This is a genomic window from Enterococcus sp. AZ170 (genome assembly GCF_050545135.1).
Classification (GTDB): Bacteria; Bacillota; Bacilli; order Lactobacillales; family Enterococcaceae; genus Enterococcus_L; species Enterococcus_L ureilyticus.
Genome location: NZ_CP172947.1, coordinates 1,455,335 through 1,472,359, shown reverse-complemented (window position 1 = coordinate 1,472,359; position 17,025 = coordinate 1,455,335). Strand labels below are relative to the sequence as shown.

The window sequence follows — 17,025 nt, the reverse complement described above, 5'->3', positions numbered from 1 at the left end:
GTGTTACCTCGCAGCAACTTTTATATCATATCAAATCTTTGATTTGATGTCAACACTTTTCTTCAAAAGTTTCAAAGTCTTTTCTGCTTGATGTTATCGAATGTTTCGTCGACAACTCCATTAGTTTATCAGGTTTGTTGTTATTTGTCAACAAGTATTTTCCTGATTTCTCAAGATATTTTAGCTGTTTTGAATTAACAACTTTGTTATTCTATCATGATTGCAATCCATTCGTCAAGAAGAAAAATAAGATATTTTTTTGTTAGTTCATTTCACCAAAAAACAATCATCAGAACATTTATAAATATAACAATACTTATCATAAAATGCAACTATAAAATAACTAATTTTGATTCTTTTTTTTCATTGCGAACAAATTACTTATACTTCATTTTAGTATTCGTTTTTTCTATATCATTTTTCGCTATAGCAAACAGATTATTCGTTTAAATATCAAAAAAAGAATAGGAGTCTTTTGCTCCTACTCTACTATTTCGTTTTTTTCTACTATTGGGATATAAATTCTAAAAATCGTCCCCTGATGAACAACACTTTCAGCATCTATTCTTCCTTTATAGTTTTCTACTAATTGTTTAGCAATCGATAACCCTAAACCATTTCCGCCTTTATTGCGGGCACGTGCTTTATCTACTCGATAAAAACGATTAAAAATTTTATCTAAATCTTCTTCTGGAATTCCTTCACCGAAGTCTTGAATAGCAATTTCAAATTCATTTAATGTTTTTGAAATAGAAATATGAACTTCTTTTCGACTGGTTGAATATTTTACTGCATTATCTAAGATAACGATCAATAGTTGCTCAAAGTGATTGCGATAAATTCCAAGCGTTACTTCATGTAAAAGATCATCATCTAATGTAATAACAAAATCTGGATATAAGATTTTAAAGTTATTAAATACTTGATAAACAACTTGCTTCGCATTTGTTGTATGATTTGAATATTGAACATCTACCTGTTCTGCTCGAGAGAGGTCCAGCATTTCTTGAACAAGGCTCTTCATACGTACAATCTCTTGTAAACTTGCTTCCAAAGATTCATCTAGTACTTCTGGATCTTCTTTCCCCCAGCGATTCAGCAAGTTCAAGTGTCCTTCTATAATCGCAACTGGCGTACGAAGTTCATGAGAAACATCTTCCACAAATTGCTCTTGCTGCTCAATATATCGTCTCATCCGATCCAACATTTCATTAAAGATTTCCGCAAGATCTGCTAACTCATCATTAGAATGAATATTCGGCATATGAATGTCGGACTGCGGATCTTTTCTAATCGTATCCATTGTATCACGTAAAACTTTTAATGGTTTTAAAAAGTATGATGACAAAATAAAGCCTAATATACTACTTAAGATCAATGAAATGACCTCTAAAACAATTAGTGTGAGTAAAAGTCGATTTCTAATTTCATAAAATGATGACAATTCATAAAAGCCTTGTATATATCCGACCTTTTCTCTATTTTCTTTCGAGTAGACCGGTTGAATAATCAAAAAACCTGTCTTATCATCAAGTGTTCTGATTTCAGCATCTTGCTTTTCCTTTTTTATTAGTTGACTTTGTACCCTTTGTGTCTCGAAGATCAACGTTCCTTTTGTATCATAAATGGATAAAAATAAAGCCGGCTGTCCTAATTCAGAAATCATACTATCCATTTCCATCAACGAACCTTCTACAGTAAGTTTTTTACTGTTCAAATCATTTTCGTCCACACTAGGTGATTTCAATTTGTCATAGACATCTGAAACTGTTAAATTCTCTTTTGCATTAGCTAAACGATTACCAACTTCAGCAACGGTTCGTTCTGCATTCTCACGTTCTTTTTCAACAATAAGATTAACGGAGGATTTATATGTAATCACTGCAAAAATTGTGAATACCACAAATATGAAGAAAGAACTTGCAGAGGCCCACTTGATTGTCAAGGAAGGCCCCTTCAGTTCTTTTTGTGCTACTTTTTTCATTTTTATTGTTTTCACGAGCGCATCACATAACCTGTTCCACGAACAGTTTGGATGTAGCTCTCTTCACCTGGAACATCGATTTTATTACGTAAGTAGCGGATATAAACATCAACAACGTTGGTTTCAACTTCTGTCTCATAACCCCAAACTTTATTAAGTAACACATCACGAGCCAACACAACATTTACATTTTCCATTAACGTTAATAATAATTCATATTCACGTTTCGTTAGTTCAATCATCTCAGAATTACGACGAACAACTCGATTTTCTTTCTCAATCGTTAAATCACGATATGTAATAGTTGTTTGTTTCGCTACATTTTTATCCCCTTCGATATCAATTCGACGAAGTAATGCACGCAAACGTGCTAGTAACTCTTCTATTGCAAATGGTTTAACAATATAATCGTCTGCCCCATGATCCAAGCCAGAAACTCGATCGATCACAGAATCACGTGCAGTCATCATAATGATTGGTGTGTTTTTCACTTGACGTACACGTCGACAAACTTCAAGCCCATTCAACTCAGGCAACATCAAATCTAAAAGGATAGCATCCCAATCATTATTTAAAGCCGCTTCCAAACCAGTGCGTCCGTTGTAGTGAACTTCCGTAGTATAGCCCTCATGTTTCAGTTCCAGTTCTACAAAACGCGCTAAGTTTTTTTCATCTTCAATAATTAGAATATTACTCATTGGTTATTTGTCCTTTCTCTTTAAAAGCTATCTTAAAGCTTACCTATTATACCCACTTTCACTCCAAAAAGCTAGTAACAACCTATATTTCACAATAGCAGAGAGAAAACCATGAGAATTTATTTGAATCCCATGGTTTTCCAACATATTATTCTTCGTTATACCAACTATAGTGGTAAGTTCCTTCTTTATCAACACGTTGATATGTGTGGGCGCCAAAGTAATCTCTTTGAGCCTGAATTAGATTTGCTGGCAAACGCTCTGAACGGTATGAATCATAATAAGCAATCGCTGATGCAAATGTTGGAACTGGAACACCTGCTTGAACAGCAATCGATACAACATCACGGACAGATTGTTGATATTTTTTTGTAATATCAATGAAGTACTCATCTAATAGTAAGTTCTCGATGGTTGGATTTTTATCGTATGCATCTGTGATTTTCTGTAAGAACTGAGCACGAATGATACAACCTGCACGCCAAATTTTAGCGATTTGACCAAACGGTAAGTCCCACTCATAATCTTCTGAAGCGACACGTAGTTGAGCGAATCCTTGCGCATAACTCATGATTTTACTGAAGTAAAGGGCTTCTCGAATTTTTTCGATCAATTCTTTTTTATCCCCTTGATAGGCTGGTGCTTCAGGTTTCGCTAAAACTTTGCTTGCTTTCACACGTTCATCTTTATACGCAGAAATAAAACGAGCAAATACAGATTCTGTGATCAATGGTAATGGTACACCTAAATCCAAAGCACTTTGACTTGTCCATTTACCTGTTCCTTTATTACCAGCAGCGTCCATAATAACATCAACGATGGGTTTCCCCGTTCCTTCATCATCTTTACGAGTTAAGATATCCGCTGTAATTTCTACAAGATAACTATCAAGTTCGCCATGATTCCATTCTTTGAAAATTTCAGCCATTTCATCAACTGAAACGCCTAGAATATTTTTCATTAAGTCATACGACTCAGCAATTAGTTGCATGTCTCCATATTCGATTCCATTATGCACCATTTTAACATAGTGACCCGCACCATTTGGACCAATATAGGTAACACAAGATTCGCCATCCTCGGCCTTAGCTGAAATTTTCTCTAAAATTGGCGCAACTAATTCATAGGCTTCTTTTTGACCACCAGGCATGATTGAAGGTCCTTTTAATGCGCCTTCTTCACCACCGGAAACACCTGTTCCAATAAAGTTGATGCCTGAGTTAGCTAACTCTTCATTTCTACGAATCGTATCTTTAAAGAAAGTATTCCCACCATCGATCAAGATATCTCCTTTATCTAAATGAGGCAATAACTCTTGAATCGTTGCGTCTGTAGCAAAACCAGCTTGAACCATCAGCATAATGCGGCGTGGTTTTTCAATAGAGGCTACAAACTCTTCAATTGTATAAGTCGCTTTAAAATTTTTATTTGGATGTTCTTCAACAACATCCGTTGTTTTTGAACCCGTACGATTGAATAAAGCTACTGTGTACCCTCTGCTTTCGATATTTAAGGCTAAATTTTTTCCCATTACGGCCATTCCGACTACGCCAAATTGTTGTTTTGTCATCTTGTATCCTCCCACTAACTTTGAAAAGAAGTTCATTAGAAATTCCTTATAATCTACATCATTATAACGTAGAATGCTTGATATGAAAACAAAATAGTTCCATTAATTTTATTTATTCTTGTTTATTTGATTGAATTTAGACAATTACAGATAGTTGTCACTCTAATTAGAGAATCCTAACAAAAAATAAATCCCCTAGGCTCCATGGTTAGCCTAGGGGATTTTAACATTTTCAAAAAATGTTTTATGCTTCTTTAGAGATTACGTCTTTTCCATCGTAATGTCCACATGCTGGACATACGTGATGGCTCTTTCTCATTTCACCACAATTTGAACATGCATTCAAACCTTTGATTGTTAATTTGTAATGAGTACGGCGTTTGCCCTTTTTAGCTTTTGAAGTTCTTCTAGCTGGTACTGCCATTGGTGTTCCACCTCCTTGTAAAGATGTGTGCATAAAATGCACGATATATTCCAATCTTACTGCTTATCTTCCTCTTCAGTCGTTTCACCGAATAATTCAGATAGTTTAGCAAGACGAGGATCCATTGTTTGTTGTGCTTCTATTTGTCTTTTCTGTTCGTATTCTTCTTCTGATAAAACTTCCCAATCATGCCCTTTTGGCATATCTTGATTGGCTTGTTCTTCGTCTGACAGTACTTGGATCGGAATTGACAAAAGAATGTTATCTTCGACTGACTCATCTAAATCAATTGTTGGTTTTTCCAACAAGATGATCTCTTCATCCGCCAAACGTCCATCTTTTTGCTGATACTGTTCAGGAGTCATGAAAACTTCATCAACATCAATCATTAGCTTTAATGGAACAGGTGTTAAGGAACGTGAAGATGGGACTGTTACAATAACATCAATTCTATAATGAAGCAAATACTCTTCTTTACCAACTGTTAAAATCCCTGTTGCTTTTACAGGACTAACATCTAGAATCAGATTATCTCTTTTAATCAAGGACGCTTTTAAATCCAGTGTCTCTGAAAATTCACATGGTTCATCTTTGTATTTGTTTAACTCTAGTAAAGACCATTTCATATTCATCACCTCATAACGCAACAAAAGCAATTATACAAGGCTTTGAAAGCTTTGTCAATGAAATTTTCTTGACAGTGTTTTCTTCTTTCATTTTTTTAAGCCTCACTATTCTATTCTTGTTTATTAATGGTAAAATAAAGCAAAGGAGGAGTTAGTATGAAAGCTTTTGAATTTAATAATGTTTCTTTTATTCGAGATAAAAAAAGCCTGTTAAATAACGTAAGTTGGACAGTAGAATCTTCTGAAAACTGGGCAATTCTTGGATTAAATGGTGCTGGGAAAACATTACTTTTACAATTGATTTGTGGCTATCTTTGGCCATCGAAAGGTCGTTTGGCAGTTTTAGACCAAGTGTTTGGTCAGGCTTCTATTCCAGAGTTGCAAAAACGAATCGGTTGGGTCAGTACTGCTTTACAGTACCGTATGAAAAATTGGGAATCGGCAGAAAAAATTGTTCTTTCAGGAAAATTTGCAAGTATCGGCATCTATCAACACTATACCCAAGAAGAACTAGATCAAGCCAAAGCAATTCTAAAAAATGCTGGCGGCGAATCCTTGATCGGTAAAAAATATGAAGTTTTATCTCAAGGGGAACGTCAATTGGTTTTGATTTCTAGAGCTTTGATGGCGAATCCAGAACTATTAATTTTAGATGAACCTTGCAACGGTTTGGATTTATTTGCTAGAGAAAAATTATTGACTCAAATCCAGCAGATTGCCGAACAAGACAACCACCCAACATTGCTTTATGTTACTCATCATACTGAGGAAATCCTGCCGTGTTTCAATCATTTGATGCTGCTAAAAGAGGGTGAAATTTTCGCGAAAGGAACACAGTCTAAACTTTTTAACGAAGAGACATTTGCAGATTTTTATGCTGAACCAATTCAAATCATTCCATTGAAGGATGGACGTTTTGCCGTTTATCCTAAATAAAGTAATCCTGACAAAAGTACCTTGCTTCGAGAATTTTAGGCTTATTCAAAAGTAACTGCTTTATCACTACCGTTTATTCGGATTTAAGGGGCTGGGATATAACTCTTTGAGTTGTATCCCAGCCCCTTAAATCCATCTGTATTGAATACCTTCTAAGTAATAGCCTTTTTTTCTTCTTCATTGTGTTCAAATTTTTCAATGGCTGCTAAGAATTTTTCACCATACTTATCTAATTTGTTTTGTCCGACACCTTTCACTTGTAATAATTGAATAGAATTTTTCGGAAGTTTTTCACACATTTCCTTTAAAGTACTATCTGAGAAGATCAAGTATGGCGGTACACCTGCTTCTTGAGCTAAGTCCATTCGTAGTTCTCGCAATGTTTCAAAAAGAATATCATTGACAACAACTTTACGAACTCGTTGATCTTCTTTTCTAAATACCGTCTGTTTCCCTAATAACACTTGAACACCCGTGGGCGAAACAGATAACAATGGATATTGTCCATCTGAAGGATTTAAATATCTTTCAGCCGTTAGGTAATCAATCAATTGATTGACTTCCTTTTGTGTGCGATCTTTCATCAAGCCGTAGGTCGGCAAGCGATGGAAATGCCATTGATCAATCTTTTGATCTTTTGAACCTGTTAATACTTTACCAACTAAGCCTTTACCAAATTTTTCTCCCATCCGTTTGACACACGATAAAACTTTCTGAACATCTACTGTGATATCTACTAGTTCCCGCTCATCTAAACAATTAGAACATCGTCCACACTCAGAACCGTTTTCACCAAAATAGCGCAAAATAAATTTTTGTAAACACATTTGGGCACTTGCATATTGTGACATTTCTCTTAATTTCATATATTCTTTTTGCTTGTAATCAATCGTCATTTCTGACTGATCAATAAAAAATTGTTGAATTTGAAGATCTTGAGGTGCATATAGTAAAACAGCATCACTTGGCAGTCCATCTCGTCCTGCACGTCCTGCTTCTTGATAATACGACTCAATATTCCCAGGAATCTGCGCATGGATAACAAATCGAACATTACTTTTATTAATGCCCATGCCAAATGCATTGGTCGCAACCATTACTTGAAGCTTATCGAATAAAAACTCTTCTTGATTATGATTGCGATCCTTCTCATTCATGCCGCCATGATACATACCGACAGTGATTTTTTTACTCTGTAATAAATGATAAATCCGCTCAACTTCTTTTCTAGTACTGGCATAAACAATACCAGATTGTCCTTGATTCAACTTTAAATACTCTAGAAGGAAAACATCTCGATTTTGGTCTTTAACAACTTGAAAAGACAAATTCTCCCGAGCAAAACCAGTCTGTACTTGATTTTCTTTTGGGATATGCAACTGTTTCAGGATGTCTTCTGCTACTTGTGGAGTCGCAGTGGCTGTAAGCGCAATAACTGAAGGCTGCTGCTGAAAGTGTTCAATAATCTCAGCTAAACGTAAATAACTTGGGCGAAAATCGTGCCCCCATTGAGAAATACAGTGGGCTTCATCAACTGCTAATAAATCAATCGGTACATGTAATAGCAATTGCTGAAAATCAAAAGATTCCAAGCGTTCTGGTGCAATGTACAGTAGCTTTACCTCACGATTAACAGCCATTTGAACACGTTTATTCATTTCCAACTGTGAAATTGTACTATTGATGAATGTAGCTGGAATCCCCATCATATTAAGTGCATCAACCTGATCTTTCATTAAAGAAATCAAAGGAGAAATCACTAAAGTCAGATTTTCTAACAGAAGGGCTGGTAACTGATAACAAATCGACTTACCTCCACCTGTCGGCATGATACCTAAAACATTTTCTTTATGTAAAACATGATTGATAATTTCTTCTTGTCCTTGACGAAATTCATCGTATCCAAATTTTTCTTTTAGTAAACCTTTGATGTCAATCATGAAATTCTCTCCGTTCTTTGTGTATGCTTGTTATTTTAGCATGCGTCATAGGGCAATTCAAGGGAGGATTTTTTCCTGTCCGTGAAACAATTTGATTTATGTGAAACATACAACTCTTTATATTAATAATTAAAAACTCTATTTACCAAGGTTTCTATAATAAGATACGCATTTTTTTAACAGATTCTGCAAAAGTTATCCACATTAAATAAAAAAACTGGCACATAACTCTGTGAGTTACATCCCAGTTTAATTGTTTATTCGGCTACTTTTCTCTTTTTACTTGCTTTTTCACGTTCGTTTTTATTAAGAATTTGCTTTCTTAAACGAATGCTTTCCGGTGTTACTTCACAATATTCATCATCATTCAAGAATTCTAAGGATTCTTCTAATGTAAGGATTTTTGCTTTTTTGATTACTGAGGTTTGATCTTTGTTAGCAGAACGAACGTTAGTCATTTGTTTTGCTCTTGTGATATTTACAGTTAAATCATTATCCCGGTTATTTTCACCGATGATCATGCCTTCATAAACGTCAGTTGTAGGTTCTACAAAGACAGTTCCACGTTCTTCAATACTCATGATACTGTAAGTTGTGGCTTTACCTGTATCGATTGAAACCAACGCACCTTGATGACGTCCGCCGATTGTTCCTTGGATCATTGGTAGATATTGGTCAAAGGTGTGGTGCATGATACCATATCCGCGAGTCATTGATAAGAATTCAGTTGTATAACCGATCAAACCACGAGCGGGTGCTAAGAAGATCAAACGGATTTGACCATTACCAGTGTGGATCATATCTTGCATTTCACCTTTGCGCAAGCTTAATGATTCGATCACGCTACCCATATATTCTTCTGGCGTATCAATTTGAACACGTTCAAACGGTTCACATTTTACACCTTCTATCTCACGTTCGATAACTTCAGGACGAGAAACTTGTAATTCGTACCCTTCACGACGCATATTTTCAATCAAGATTGATAAATGTAATTCGCCACGACCAGATACCGTCCAAGAATCCGGACCAATTGGTTCAACCCGTAAGGAGACATCGGTTTGTAATTCAGACATCAAACGCTCTTCGATTTTACGAGAAGTGACATATTTCCCTTCACGACCAGCAAATGGAGAGTTATTTACTAAAAATGTCATTTGTAATGTTGGTTCATCGATGTGCAAAATCGGCAAAGCTTCTTGGTTTGCTACGTCAGCAACAGTTTCACCAACGAAGATATCTTCCATACCGGAAACAGCAATCAAATCGCCTGCTTTTGCTTCATTGATTTCAACACGTTGTAAGCCAAAGAAACCAAAGATTTTCGTGACACGGAAATTCTTCACGCTGCCATCTAATTTCATTAAGGCAACTTGGTCGCCGACTTTCATTGTTCCGCGGAACACACGGCCAATACCAATACGGCCAACGTAATCATTGTAATCTAACAATGATACTTGGAATTGTAATGGTTCGTCTGAGTTATCAACTGGTGCTGGTACGTGTTCAATGATTTGATCAAAAATAGGTGCCATTGTTGGTTCTTGATCTTCAGGGTTATCTGAATCACTTGACGTTCCGTTTAATGCTGATGCATAAATAACTGGGAAGTCTAATTGATCATCATCTGCACCTAATTCGATAAATAATTCTAATACTTCATCAACAACGTGCTCAGGACGTGCTGATGGTTTATCAATTTTATTTACAACAACAATCGGTGTTACTTTTTGTTCCAATGCTTTTTTCAGTACGAAACGTGTTTGAGGCATTGTTCCTTCATACGCATCCACAACTAAAACGACACCGTCTACCATTTTCATGATACGCTCAACTTCACCACCGAAATCGGCATGTCCAGGTGTATCTAAAATATTGATACGAGTGCCCTTGTAATCAACTGCTGTATTTTTAGCTAAGATCGTGATTCCACGTTCGCTTTCAATCGCATTTGAATCCATCGCACGTTCTTGTAATTGTGTGTGGCCATCTAAAGTATCTGATTGTTTTAAAAGTTCATCTACTAATGTTGTTTTACCGTGATCGACGTGGGCGATGATTGCCACGTTTCTAATATCTTCTCTGTATTTCAATGTAATTGCTCCTTATCCTTTTGCCTTACGTCACTTGTTCATTAAATCCGACTTTTTATTATAACAAATTTTTTTCATGAAATATAGTCTAAAGCTTTCAAAAGTTGTGAAAACTTCATATTTTATTGCCTTTTTTTGAAAAAATAACATATTTACAGAAAAAAAGCAATGGTTTCTTTTAGCCATTGTTCATTTTATTAGGTAAATTTTAGCTTCCTACACTACTATAAAGAACAACTACTTGCTGTTTTGGATAAAATGTTCTTGAATTTCAGTATATGCTTTTGGGGTGGCTGCTAAAAAATATTCGCGCTTGGAAAATGCTAAGGGTTTTCCTTCTATATTAGAATATCTAAAACCAAACTCATCCATTAAGACTAAGCCTGCGGCGTAGTCCCAAGGACTTAAATTCGAAATATAGCCAATATGATTGCCTTTGAGCATCGCAATTAGTTCTACCCCAGCACAACCGCTCACTCTAATCCCCATACTGGCGTGACCAATTTCTCCTGCAGAATGAATATTTTTTCCGTACATATAAGCATTCATTCCTAGTAACCCTTCAGATAAAGAAGCATCTTTTGGCCGCACCATCGGTTGATCATTAAGAAAAACACCCCGATTTTTACCGCCCCAATATAACTCCTCTTTCATTACATCATAAATAAAGCCAAGTTGACCGATTCCTTCTTCAAAAACAGCTAGCATAATACAAAAATTCTCTTGCTCAAGTACAAAATTCATCGTACCGTCGATTGGGTCAATGATCCAGACCCGGCCGTTTAAAGACTCAATCTTGTCAAAGCCTCTTTCTTCTGCTAAAATTCGATCATCTGGATAGTGTTGCTTAATTTTTTTTACAAGAAATGATTGCGTTTCTTCATCGATATTTGTGACTAAATCAGTTCGGCCTGACTTTTGTGAAACTCTAAGTTTCTGCGTTAGGCTTACTTGTATAAATCCAGCGGCTTCTTTAAGCCATTCTTTGATTTCAATAATCATTTTTTCTGAAGTCATTTTAGACAACTCCTAGTTTTAATTTACCTGAGCCTTGTTTTTTGGCTTGCTGAACAGTGCGGTATAGTGAATAACCTGACGCCTTTTCGAACTCATTTCCTAAACGTTTTTCTTCCCCAATACTTTTCACTACCGTTTTAAACTCTTTATGGGTATTTAAAAAACGTACGGTATCGATTCCTGATTCGTATGCTTCTTCAACGGCAGACCACATATCGGTAACGATCACCATTTCATCTGTTGTCCAATCTAAATCCAACGGATACTGATACTCTTTCATGTCTTCACCTCATTTAATTAGTTTATCATAGGTTAAGAATATTGTTCTATAAAACGTTATTCCTTATGTTCTTTTTGCCACTTATTCCAAATCGGTAAAAATAACACCCCTTTTTCTATCTCTACTTTTTGAGCAGAATAAATACCAGCATTTCCCGAGCACATATAGCTGATCAAACAAATCATAAAGAAAAATAAAGCTGCTTCACTACCAAATAATTCGATGCCCATAATGAAGCAGGCAATCGGTGTATTCGTCGCACCAGAAAATACACCAATAAAGCCTAATCCAGCTAAAAACGGAACAGACAGCTGAAGAATCACGGCTAAACTACTTCCCAGCGTTGCACCAATTTCAAATAGAGGCGTTACTTCCCCACCTTGAAAGCCTGCGCCTAATGATAACACCGTAAAAAAAAGTTTTCCAATAAAATCAAACCTATAGCTATCGCCATTAAAGGCATCCTTTAATAGCGGCAGGCTTAAGCCTAAATAACGTTGTGTTTGCAAAATAAATACGGCAGCTACTACAACTAATCCACCAATAAAATTCCGTAAGACAACATTTTCAAACCAACGCGCATATATTTTCTTAAGCAACACAATTGAACGACTAAAAAGCCAGCCAACTAAACCAAAACAAATGCCAGCCAACAGTAATTTAGCAAATAATGACAGGCTCCAATTTGGGATGGACCCCATATTATAATGTGTATGTGTCACACCAAGTAACTCCGTTACACCATTAGCAAAAAAAGCGGCAAAGAAACTTGGAAAAAGCCCCTCTGATCTTAGTCGACCGACTATAAGCACTTCCAATCCGAAAATCGTACCTGCCAAAGGTGTGCCAAAAACAGAACTAAACCCAGCACTGATTCCACTAATGATCACGATTTCTCGTTCGATTTTGTCTAATCGGAAGAGGCGACCAATTGCATTTGCAACTGTTCCACCCATCTGAACCGCTGTTCCTTCACGACCAACTGAACCACCGAACAAATGTGTCGTGATAGTCCCAAACAAGGTCAACGGAATCAAACGTAATGGAATATTTTCCTGCTCTCCATTGGCCTGCTCGATCACAAGATTATTACCTCGGATTGCGTTCTTCCCATATTTTTTATATAAAAAAGCAAAAACAGCTCCACTAATCGGTAATAAAAAGAGCAACCATGAGTGTTCCAATCTAATTCGTGTCACTGCGTCCAAACTTTTTAGAAAAAAAGCAGAGAGCACTCCCATGACTAATCCAATCAATGAAGTAATCAACAGCCATTTGATCATATAAATGCTGATTTTCACTGGCCTATTTAGTTTACTCTCCATTTAGTCAACTCCTTATAAACATCTCAACTATTCCATAATACCACTTCTCAAAACCATGTTGCTCCATTATATCAATTTTTCCTAAAAGAAACGAGAAATAAAAATAATTCTATCGTAGTAAAGCACTTGCAAAACCCTAATATTGTGCTACTATAAATAGGAAATTTTTATTATAATTGCTCTATTTATTCCATTTGACGTTAAATTTTAGAGAAAATCTGCCTATCGATTATTCTCTCCTAATGAAAGGATGTTTTCATTGAAAGAATTAACACATGGCAATCCCGCAAAATTGATTTTTTTCTTTACGATCCCTTTATTAATCGGCAATATTTTTCAACAATTTTATAATATGGCTGATATGATCATCGTTGGACAAACTTTAGGAAAGGATGCACTAGCAGCTGTTGGTTCTACTGGAAGTATTACCTTTTTAATCATTGGTTTTGCTCAAGGTTTGACGGCTGGTCTTTCGATTCTAACATCCCAACGCTTTGGTGGACAAGATTATCGTGGTGTCAAGAAAAGTTTTGCGACAGGCATTCTCATCAGCGGTGGTGTGACGATTATCTTAACGGCCGTAAGCTTATTATTTGTTCGTCCGATGTTGAAACTTATGCAAACACCACCAGAAATCATTGACGATGCTCAGACGTTTATCTCAATTATCTTTATCGGTATTTTTGCAGCTATGGCTTTTAATCTATTATCCAATGTCATCCGCGCACTAGGAGATAGTCGGACGCCTTTGTTGTTTTTGATCATTGCAAGTATTATCAATGTTGTACTTGATTTAATTTTAATCATCAACTTTCATATGGGGGTTGCCGGAGCTGGTATTGCGACTGTTACAGCGCAAATCGTATCCAGTCTATTGTGTGTGATATACATTCGCTTAAAGATTCCTAATCTTCAATTGCGTAAAAAAGATTTTTTAATTGATAAAGATGAATTTCGTGTCCATCTTAATATCGCACTGCCCATGGCCTTTCAATCGTCAATTATTGCAATTGGTGCGATTATCTTACAAGCGGCTTTAAACAGTTTGGGAACGGATGTTGTTGCGGCGCAAGCGGCCTCTGGAAAAATTGAACAGTTTGCAACACAACCTATGATGTCCTTTGGGATTGCTATGGCAACTTTTACTGCTCAAAATTATGGGGCAAAAAAATACAAACGAATTCTTCAAGGTGTAAATCAATGTCTTGGGATGAGCATTGGTTTTAGCTTATTAGCCGGAGGAATCGTGATTCTTTTTGGTCAGAATCTGGTTACTCTTTTCGTTAGTGGAAAAGAAACGGAAGTGCTTAATTTGTCTCAAACTTACTTTAATGTGAACGGTAGTATGTACTGGTTATTAGCAATCTTATTTATTTTGCGTTATACCTTGCAAGGTCTTGGTCAAATTATGATTCCAACACTCGCTGGAATCATGGAATTGATCATGCGTTCATTTGCGGCAATTATTTTGACCGCTTCTTTAGGATTTGTCGGTGCTGCATTGGCTTCACCACTTGCTTGGGCTGGTTCTGTTATCGTTTTATTGGCTTCTTATTTTAAATCAATCAAGCGATTGAAAAAATTAGAGCACGAACAGATAATTGAAACACAACAACTTTCTCATTAACTTAAATACAAAAAAACGACCGATTTTCAAAAAGAAAATCGATCGTTTTTTTATACAGATTGTTTTCTTGGAAAATATTGACGCCATTTTGCTTTCACCGAATTCGTCATCGGTTCAGATGCTTCTTTAACGGCACAATATTTGTCAACCATTGTCACAATATAGCTTTCTTTGTATTTGGGCGGAGCAATTGTTGCACCCCACATATGTTTAATGATAATATCACGTTCTAAGTCTGAAAGTTCTGTTAGTTTTTCAGCATTTTTCACAGCAATTCTCGGATGCATGTACGCATGCGACCCTTCATCGAATTTCGTTGTCCGCCAATCGTAATAGAATAAATCATGTAAAAGCCCAGCACGAGCCGTTGCTCTAGCATCACCATTCCACTTTTTAGCTAACTTATAACTAAAGTAAGAAACGCTGATTGAATGATCTAAACGAGTTGAGTGAACATGCTGTGTATAGTTACCTAAACGCTGTACTTCTTCGGTTTCCAACAAATCTTCCACATAAGACATATATTCTTGATCTTCACGCCATTTTTCAGTCATTAATTCTGGTTCCACCTTTTTAGAGACTTAATGTTTGTTAGTGTTTATTTTGAGAAAAGTCTTTTTTTGAACTTGATGAAAGTATAGCACCTTGATTTTATAAATACTAGGATTTTTAAATTCCGTAACTAAACTTTAATATTTGCTTTATAAATGACGAATAGACTGTTCCGTTCTTCATTGCTATTTTTCATTTTGATGCTTAGCAAATTCTGCTTTAATCTCTATGAATGTTTGAAATACTTGTAAAAACTGAAATAACTGTGCTCGATTTTCAAACTCATCTCTTGTTTTGGGTAATTCTTTGTTGCGATAAATTTCATACACTTGTGTGATTTTATCTAAGATATCTTTGCCATCGTTATTTTCAGCAAATGTTTCAGCAGTATATTGCAATAGTTCTTGAATATTGCCTACTTGTTCTGGTTCAACGGTAATATTTTCTAAAATTCGCAGCATATCTTTTAAACGATTGCTTTGTAGCCGTCTCATGGTAAAGTATTCTATATAATAGTGATTAGATGCAATCAATTGGTTTTCCGCATGATTTTTTGCCCAATTTTCTCCTGTTTGAATAAACGCTTTTAAATCATCACATTTTTCAAACAGATTGCGCTCTTTACCATGCTGATTTAGATAGGCAGCCATATTGTTTAAAATTTTACGAAACATGGTTTCAATGACTTCTTGATCTTCTTTTAAACGCTTTTCAGTATCTGGCATATAAAGATTCATCAATAAAGCAAAACCAACTCCGATCGCCATCAATAAAAACTCATTGCCAATGATTGACCAAGATAAATCCTTTTCTACTAAATACTGGGTCACTAAAACTGAACTTACAACGATCCCGTCTGAAAGCTTGAAGTAAACGGCTCCAGGGATAAATAACAGTAAGTAAACCCCAAATGCAATCGCATTAAAACCTAAAATCGAAAAACAAAGAAACGCAATAATTGTAGCCAAAGCTAAAGAAAGCAGACGATAAAATCCTGTTAATAAAGAAGTTTTTTTTGTATTTGTCACACTCAATACAGAAATGATTCCCGCTGAAGCAGGGTATAATAACCCCAAGCTACTTGCCACGATCATGGACAACGTCGCACTTACCGCGGTTTTTACTGTTCGTAATCCAATTTTCATTTGTTTGCTCCTCATAAAATGTTTAATTCTTTGTATTAATACTAGTAATTTTACCTCTATTTCGGTTATCATGAAATAGAAAACTGATTAAATCTTGATTATAGGAGAGAAAGCTCATGGAAGTCGGTCCTTTTCGTTTGGGTATGCGGACATTGAAAACGGCATTAGCTGTTATGATATGTATTATTTTATTTAAAGTATTGGATAGAGGGGCACCGATGATTGCAGCTCTAGCCGCTGTTTTTTCGCTTCGGCAAGATTTAACAACTAGTCTGACTTTTGGTAAATCCAGGATTCTAGGAAATACCCTAGGTGGCGGTTTAGCTATTGTGTATTTTTTAGTGAAGGATCTTTTTTCTAATGATTTTATGGTAGAATTATTTTTTCTGCCTTTTTTGGTGATAATCGTGATCGTCGTCTCTGATGGTATGAACAATAATTCTGGAATCATTTCTGCGATTGCAACATTGTTATTGATTTCTTTAAGTATACCACAGGGTGAGTCCTTTTATTTTGCTCTATCTAGAGTAATCGATACGTTCATTGGTACGTTTATTGGTATTGGCCTAAATTTCTTTTTCAAACCAAAACCAATCGAAGAAAAACATGAAATCGAGGAAGATCTTGCTGAGCTGGCAAAGAAGGAAAAAGAATTAGAAGAGCTTAAAAAGAAAGTCCAGGAACGTGTTAAAGTCGAAAAAAAAACTGATGGAAATAAAAAATAGAAAAAGCGAGTCTGGGACATAACTCTACGAGTTATCTCTCAGACTCAAGGAATTCGTATAAACGGTGGGAGCAGAAGCAATCA

Annotated in this window: 15 protein-coding genes; 3 read left to right on the top strand and 12 right to left on the bottom strand. The window is 35.9% G+C overall.

All coding sequences use genetic code 11. The annotated features are described in order from the left end of the window. Positions 1-481 precede the first annotated feature (481 nt). The 5 genes from IGJ55_RS07080 to IGJ55_RS07060 form a co-directional block, all read right to left on the bottom strand. Positions 482-1,984: a sensor histidine kinase gene (locus IGJ55_RS07080; protein WP_069638820.1), complete on the bottom strand. Its 1,503-nt coding sequence runs from the start codon at positions 1,982-1,984 to the stop codon at positions 482-484. A gap of 11 nt (positions 1,985-1,995) precedes the next feature. Beyond that, entirely contained in the window at positions 1,996-2,682 is a 687-nt protein-coding gene (locus tag IGJ55_RS07075; RefSeq protein WP_010765234.1) for a response regulator transcription factor, read from the bottom strand. A 148-nt stretch (positions 2,683-2,830) separates the two neighbouring features. Next, the gene (gndA, locus tag IGJ55_RS07070) at positions 2,831-4,252 is read right to left on the bottom strand and encodes an NADP-dependent phosphogluconate dehydrogenase (protein WP_069638514.1); all 1,422 of its coding nucleotides are present in this window, start codon (positions 4,250-4,252) and stop codon (positions 2,831-2,833) included. A gap of 244 nt (positions 4,253-4,496) precedes the next feature. Next, positions 4,497-4,676 (bottom strand): 50S ribosomal protein L32, encoded by a 180-nt coding sequence (rpmF, locus tag IGJ55_RS07065; protein ID WP_010763436.1) that lies wholly within the window; start codon positions 4,674-4,676, stop codon positions 4,497-4,499. 56 nt (positions 4,677-4,732) lie between these two features. Continuing rightward, complete coding sequence (locus IGJ55_RS07060; protein WP_429950957.1) at positions 4,733-5,302, bottom strand: YceD family protein; 570 nt, start codon at positions 5,300-5,302, stop codon at positions 4,733-4,735. Between the two features lie 156 nt (positions 5,303-5,458). Here IGJ55_RS07060 and IGJ55_RS07055 point away from each other — a divergent pair, with 156 nt between their 5' ends. Further along, positions 5,459-6,238 carry an ABC transporter ATP-binding protein gene (locus IGJ55_RS07055; protein WP_069638516.1) on the top strand — a complete coding sequence of 260 codons (780 nt, stop codon included), beginning with the start codon at positions 5,459-5,461 and terminating at the stop codon, positions 6,236-6,238. A gap of 152 nt (positions 6,239-6,390) precedes the next feature. Here IGJ55_RS07055 and recQ read toward each other — a convergent pair whose 3' ends face one another. The 5 genes from recQ to IGJ55_RS07030 all read right to left on the bottom strand — a co-directional run bounded on the left by recQ (position 6,391) and on the right by IGJ55_RS07030 (position 12,893). After that, a complete protein-coding gene (gene recQ, locus IGJ55_RS07050; protein ID WP_430607870.1) occupies positions 6,391-8,178 on the bottom strand; it encodes a DNA helicase RecQ in 1,788 nt (595 codons plus the stop codon). A 257-nt stretch (positions 8,179-8,435) separates the two neighbouring features. Then, the gene (typA, locus tag IGJ55_RS07045) at positions 8,436-10,271 is read right to left on the bottom strand and encodes a translational GTPase TypA (protein WP_069638518.1); all 1,836 of its coding nucleotides are present in this window, start codon (positions 10,269-10,271) and stop codon (positions 8,436-8,438) included. Positions 10,272-10,508: 237 nt separating this feature from the next. Continuing rightward, positions 10,509-11,288, bottom strand: a complete 780-nt coding sequence (locus IGJ55_RS07040) for an inositol monophosphatase family protein (protein ID WP_207121599.1) — start codon at positions 11,286-11,288, stop codon at positions 10,509-10,511. A 1-nt stretch (position 11,289) separates the two neighbouring features. Further along, on the bottom strand, positions 11,290-11,568 hold the full coding sequence (locus IGJ55_RS07035) for a UPF0223 family protein (protein ID WP_429950950.1): 279 nt from the start codon (positions 11,566-11,568) through the stop codon (positions 11,290-11,292). Between the two features lie 56 nt (positions 11,569-11,624). Further along, positions 11,625-12,893: a voltage-gated chloride channel family protein gene (locus tag IGJ55_RS07030; protein ID WP_430607866.1), complete on the bottom strand. Its 1,269-nt coding sequence runs from the start codon at positions 12,891-12,893 to the stop codon at positions 11,625-11,627. A gap of 259 nt (positions 12,894-13,152) precedes the next feature. Between IGJ55_RS07030 and IGJ55_RS07025 the strand changes: the two genes are divergently transcribed. After that, on the top strand, positions 13,153-14,520 hold the full coding sequence (locus IGJ55_RS07025) for an MATE family efflux transporter (protein WP_430607863.1): 1,368 nt from the start codon (positions 13,153-13,155) through the stop codon (positions 14,518-14,520). Positions 14,521-14,570: 50 nt separating this feature from the next. Here IGJ55_RS07025 and IGJ55_RS07020 read toward each other — a convergent pair whose 3' ends face one another. Together IGJ55_RS07020 and IGJ55_RS07015 are read right to left on the bottom strand one after the other, a co-directional pair. Further along, on the bottom strand, positions 14,571-15,074 hold the full coding sequence (locus IGJ55_RS07020) for an HD domain-containing protein (protein WP_069638522.1): 504 nt from the start codon (positions 15,072-15,074) through the stop codon (positions 14,571-14,573). Between the two features lie 183 nt (positions 15,075-15,257). Continuing rightward, positions 15,258-16,217 (bottom strand): aromatic acid exporter family protein, encoded by a 960-nt coding sequence (locus IGJ55_RS07015; protein WP_430607860.1) that lies wholly within the window; start codon positions 16,215-16,217, stop codon positions 15,258-15,260. Positions 16,218-16,333: 116 nt separating this feature from the next. Between IGJ55_RS07015 and IGJ55_RS07010 the strand changes: the two genes are divergently transcribed. Next, positions 16,334-16,942 (top strand): FUSC family protein, encoded by a 609-nt coding sequence (locus IGJ55_RS07010; RefSeq protein ID WP_069638524.1) that lies wholly within the window; start codon positions 16,334-16,336, stop codon positions 16,940-16,942. Positions 16,943-17,025: the final 83 nt, after the last annotated feature.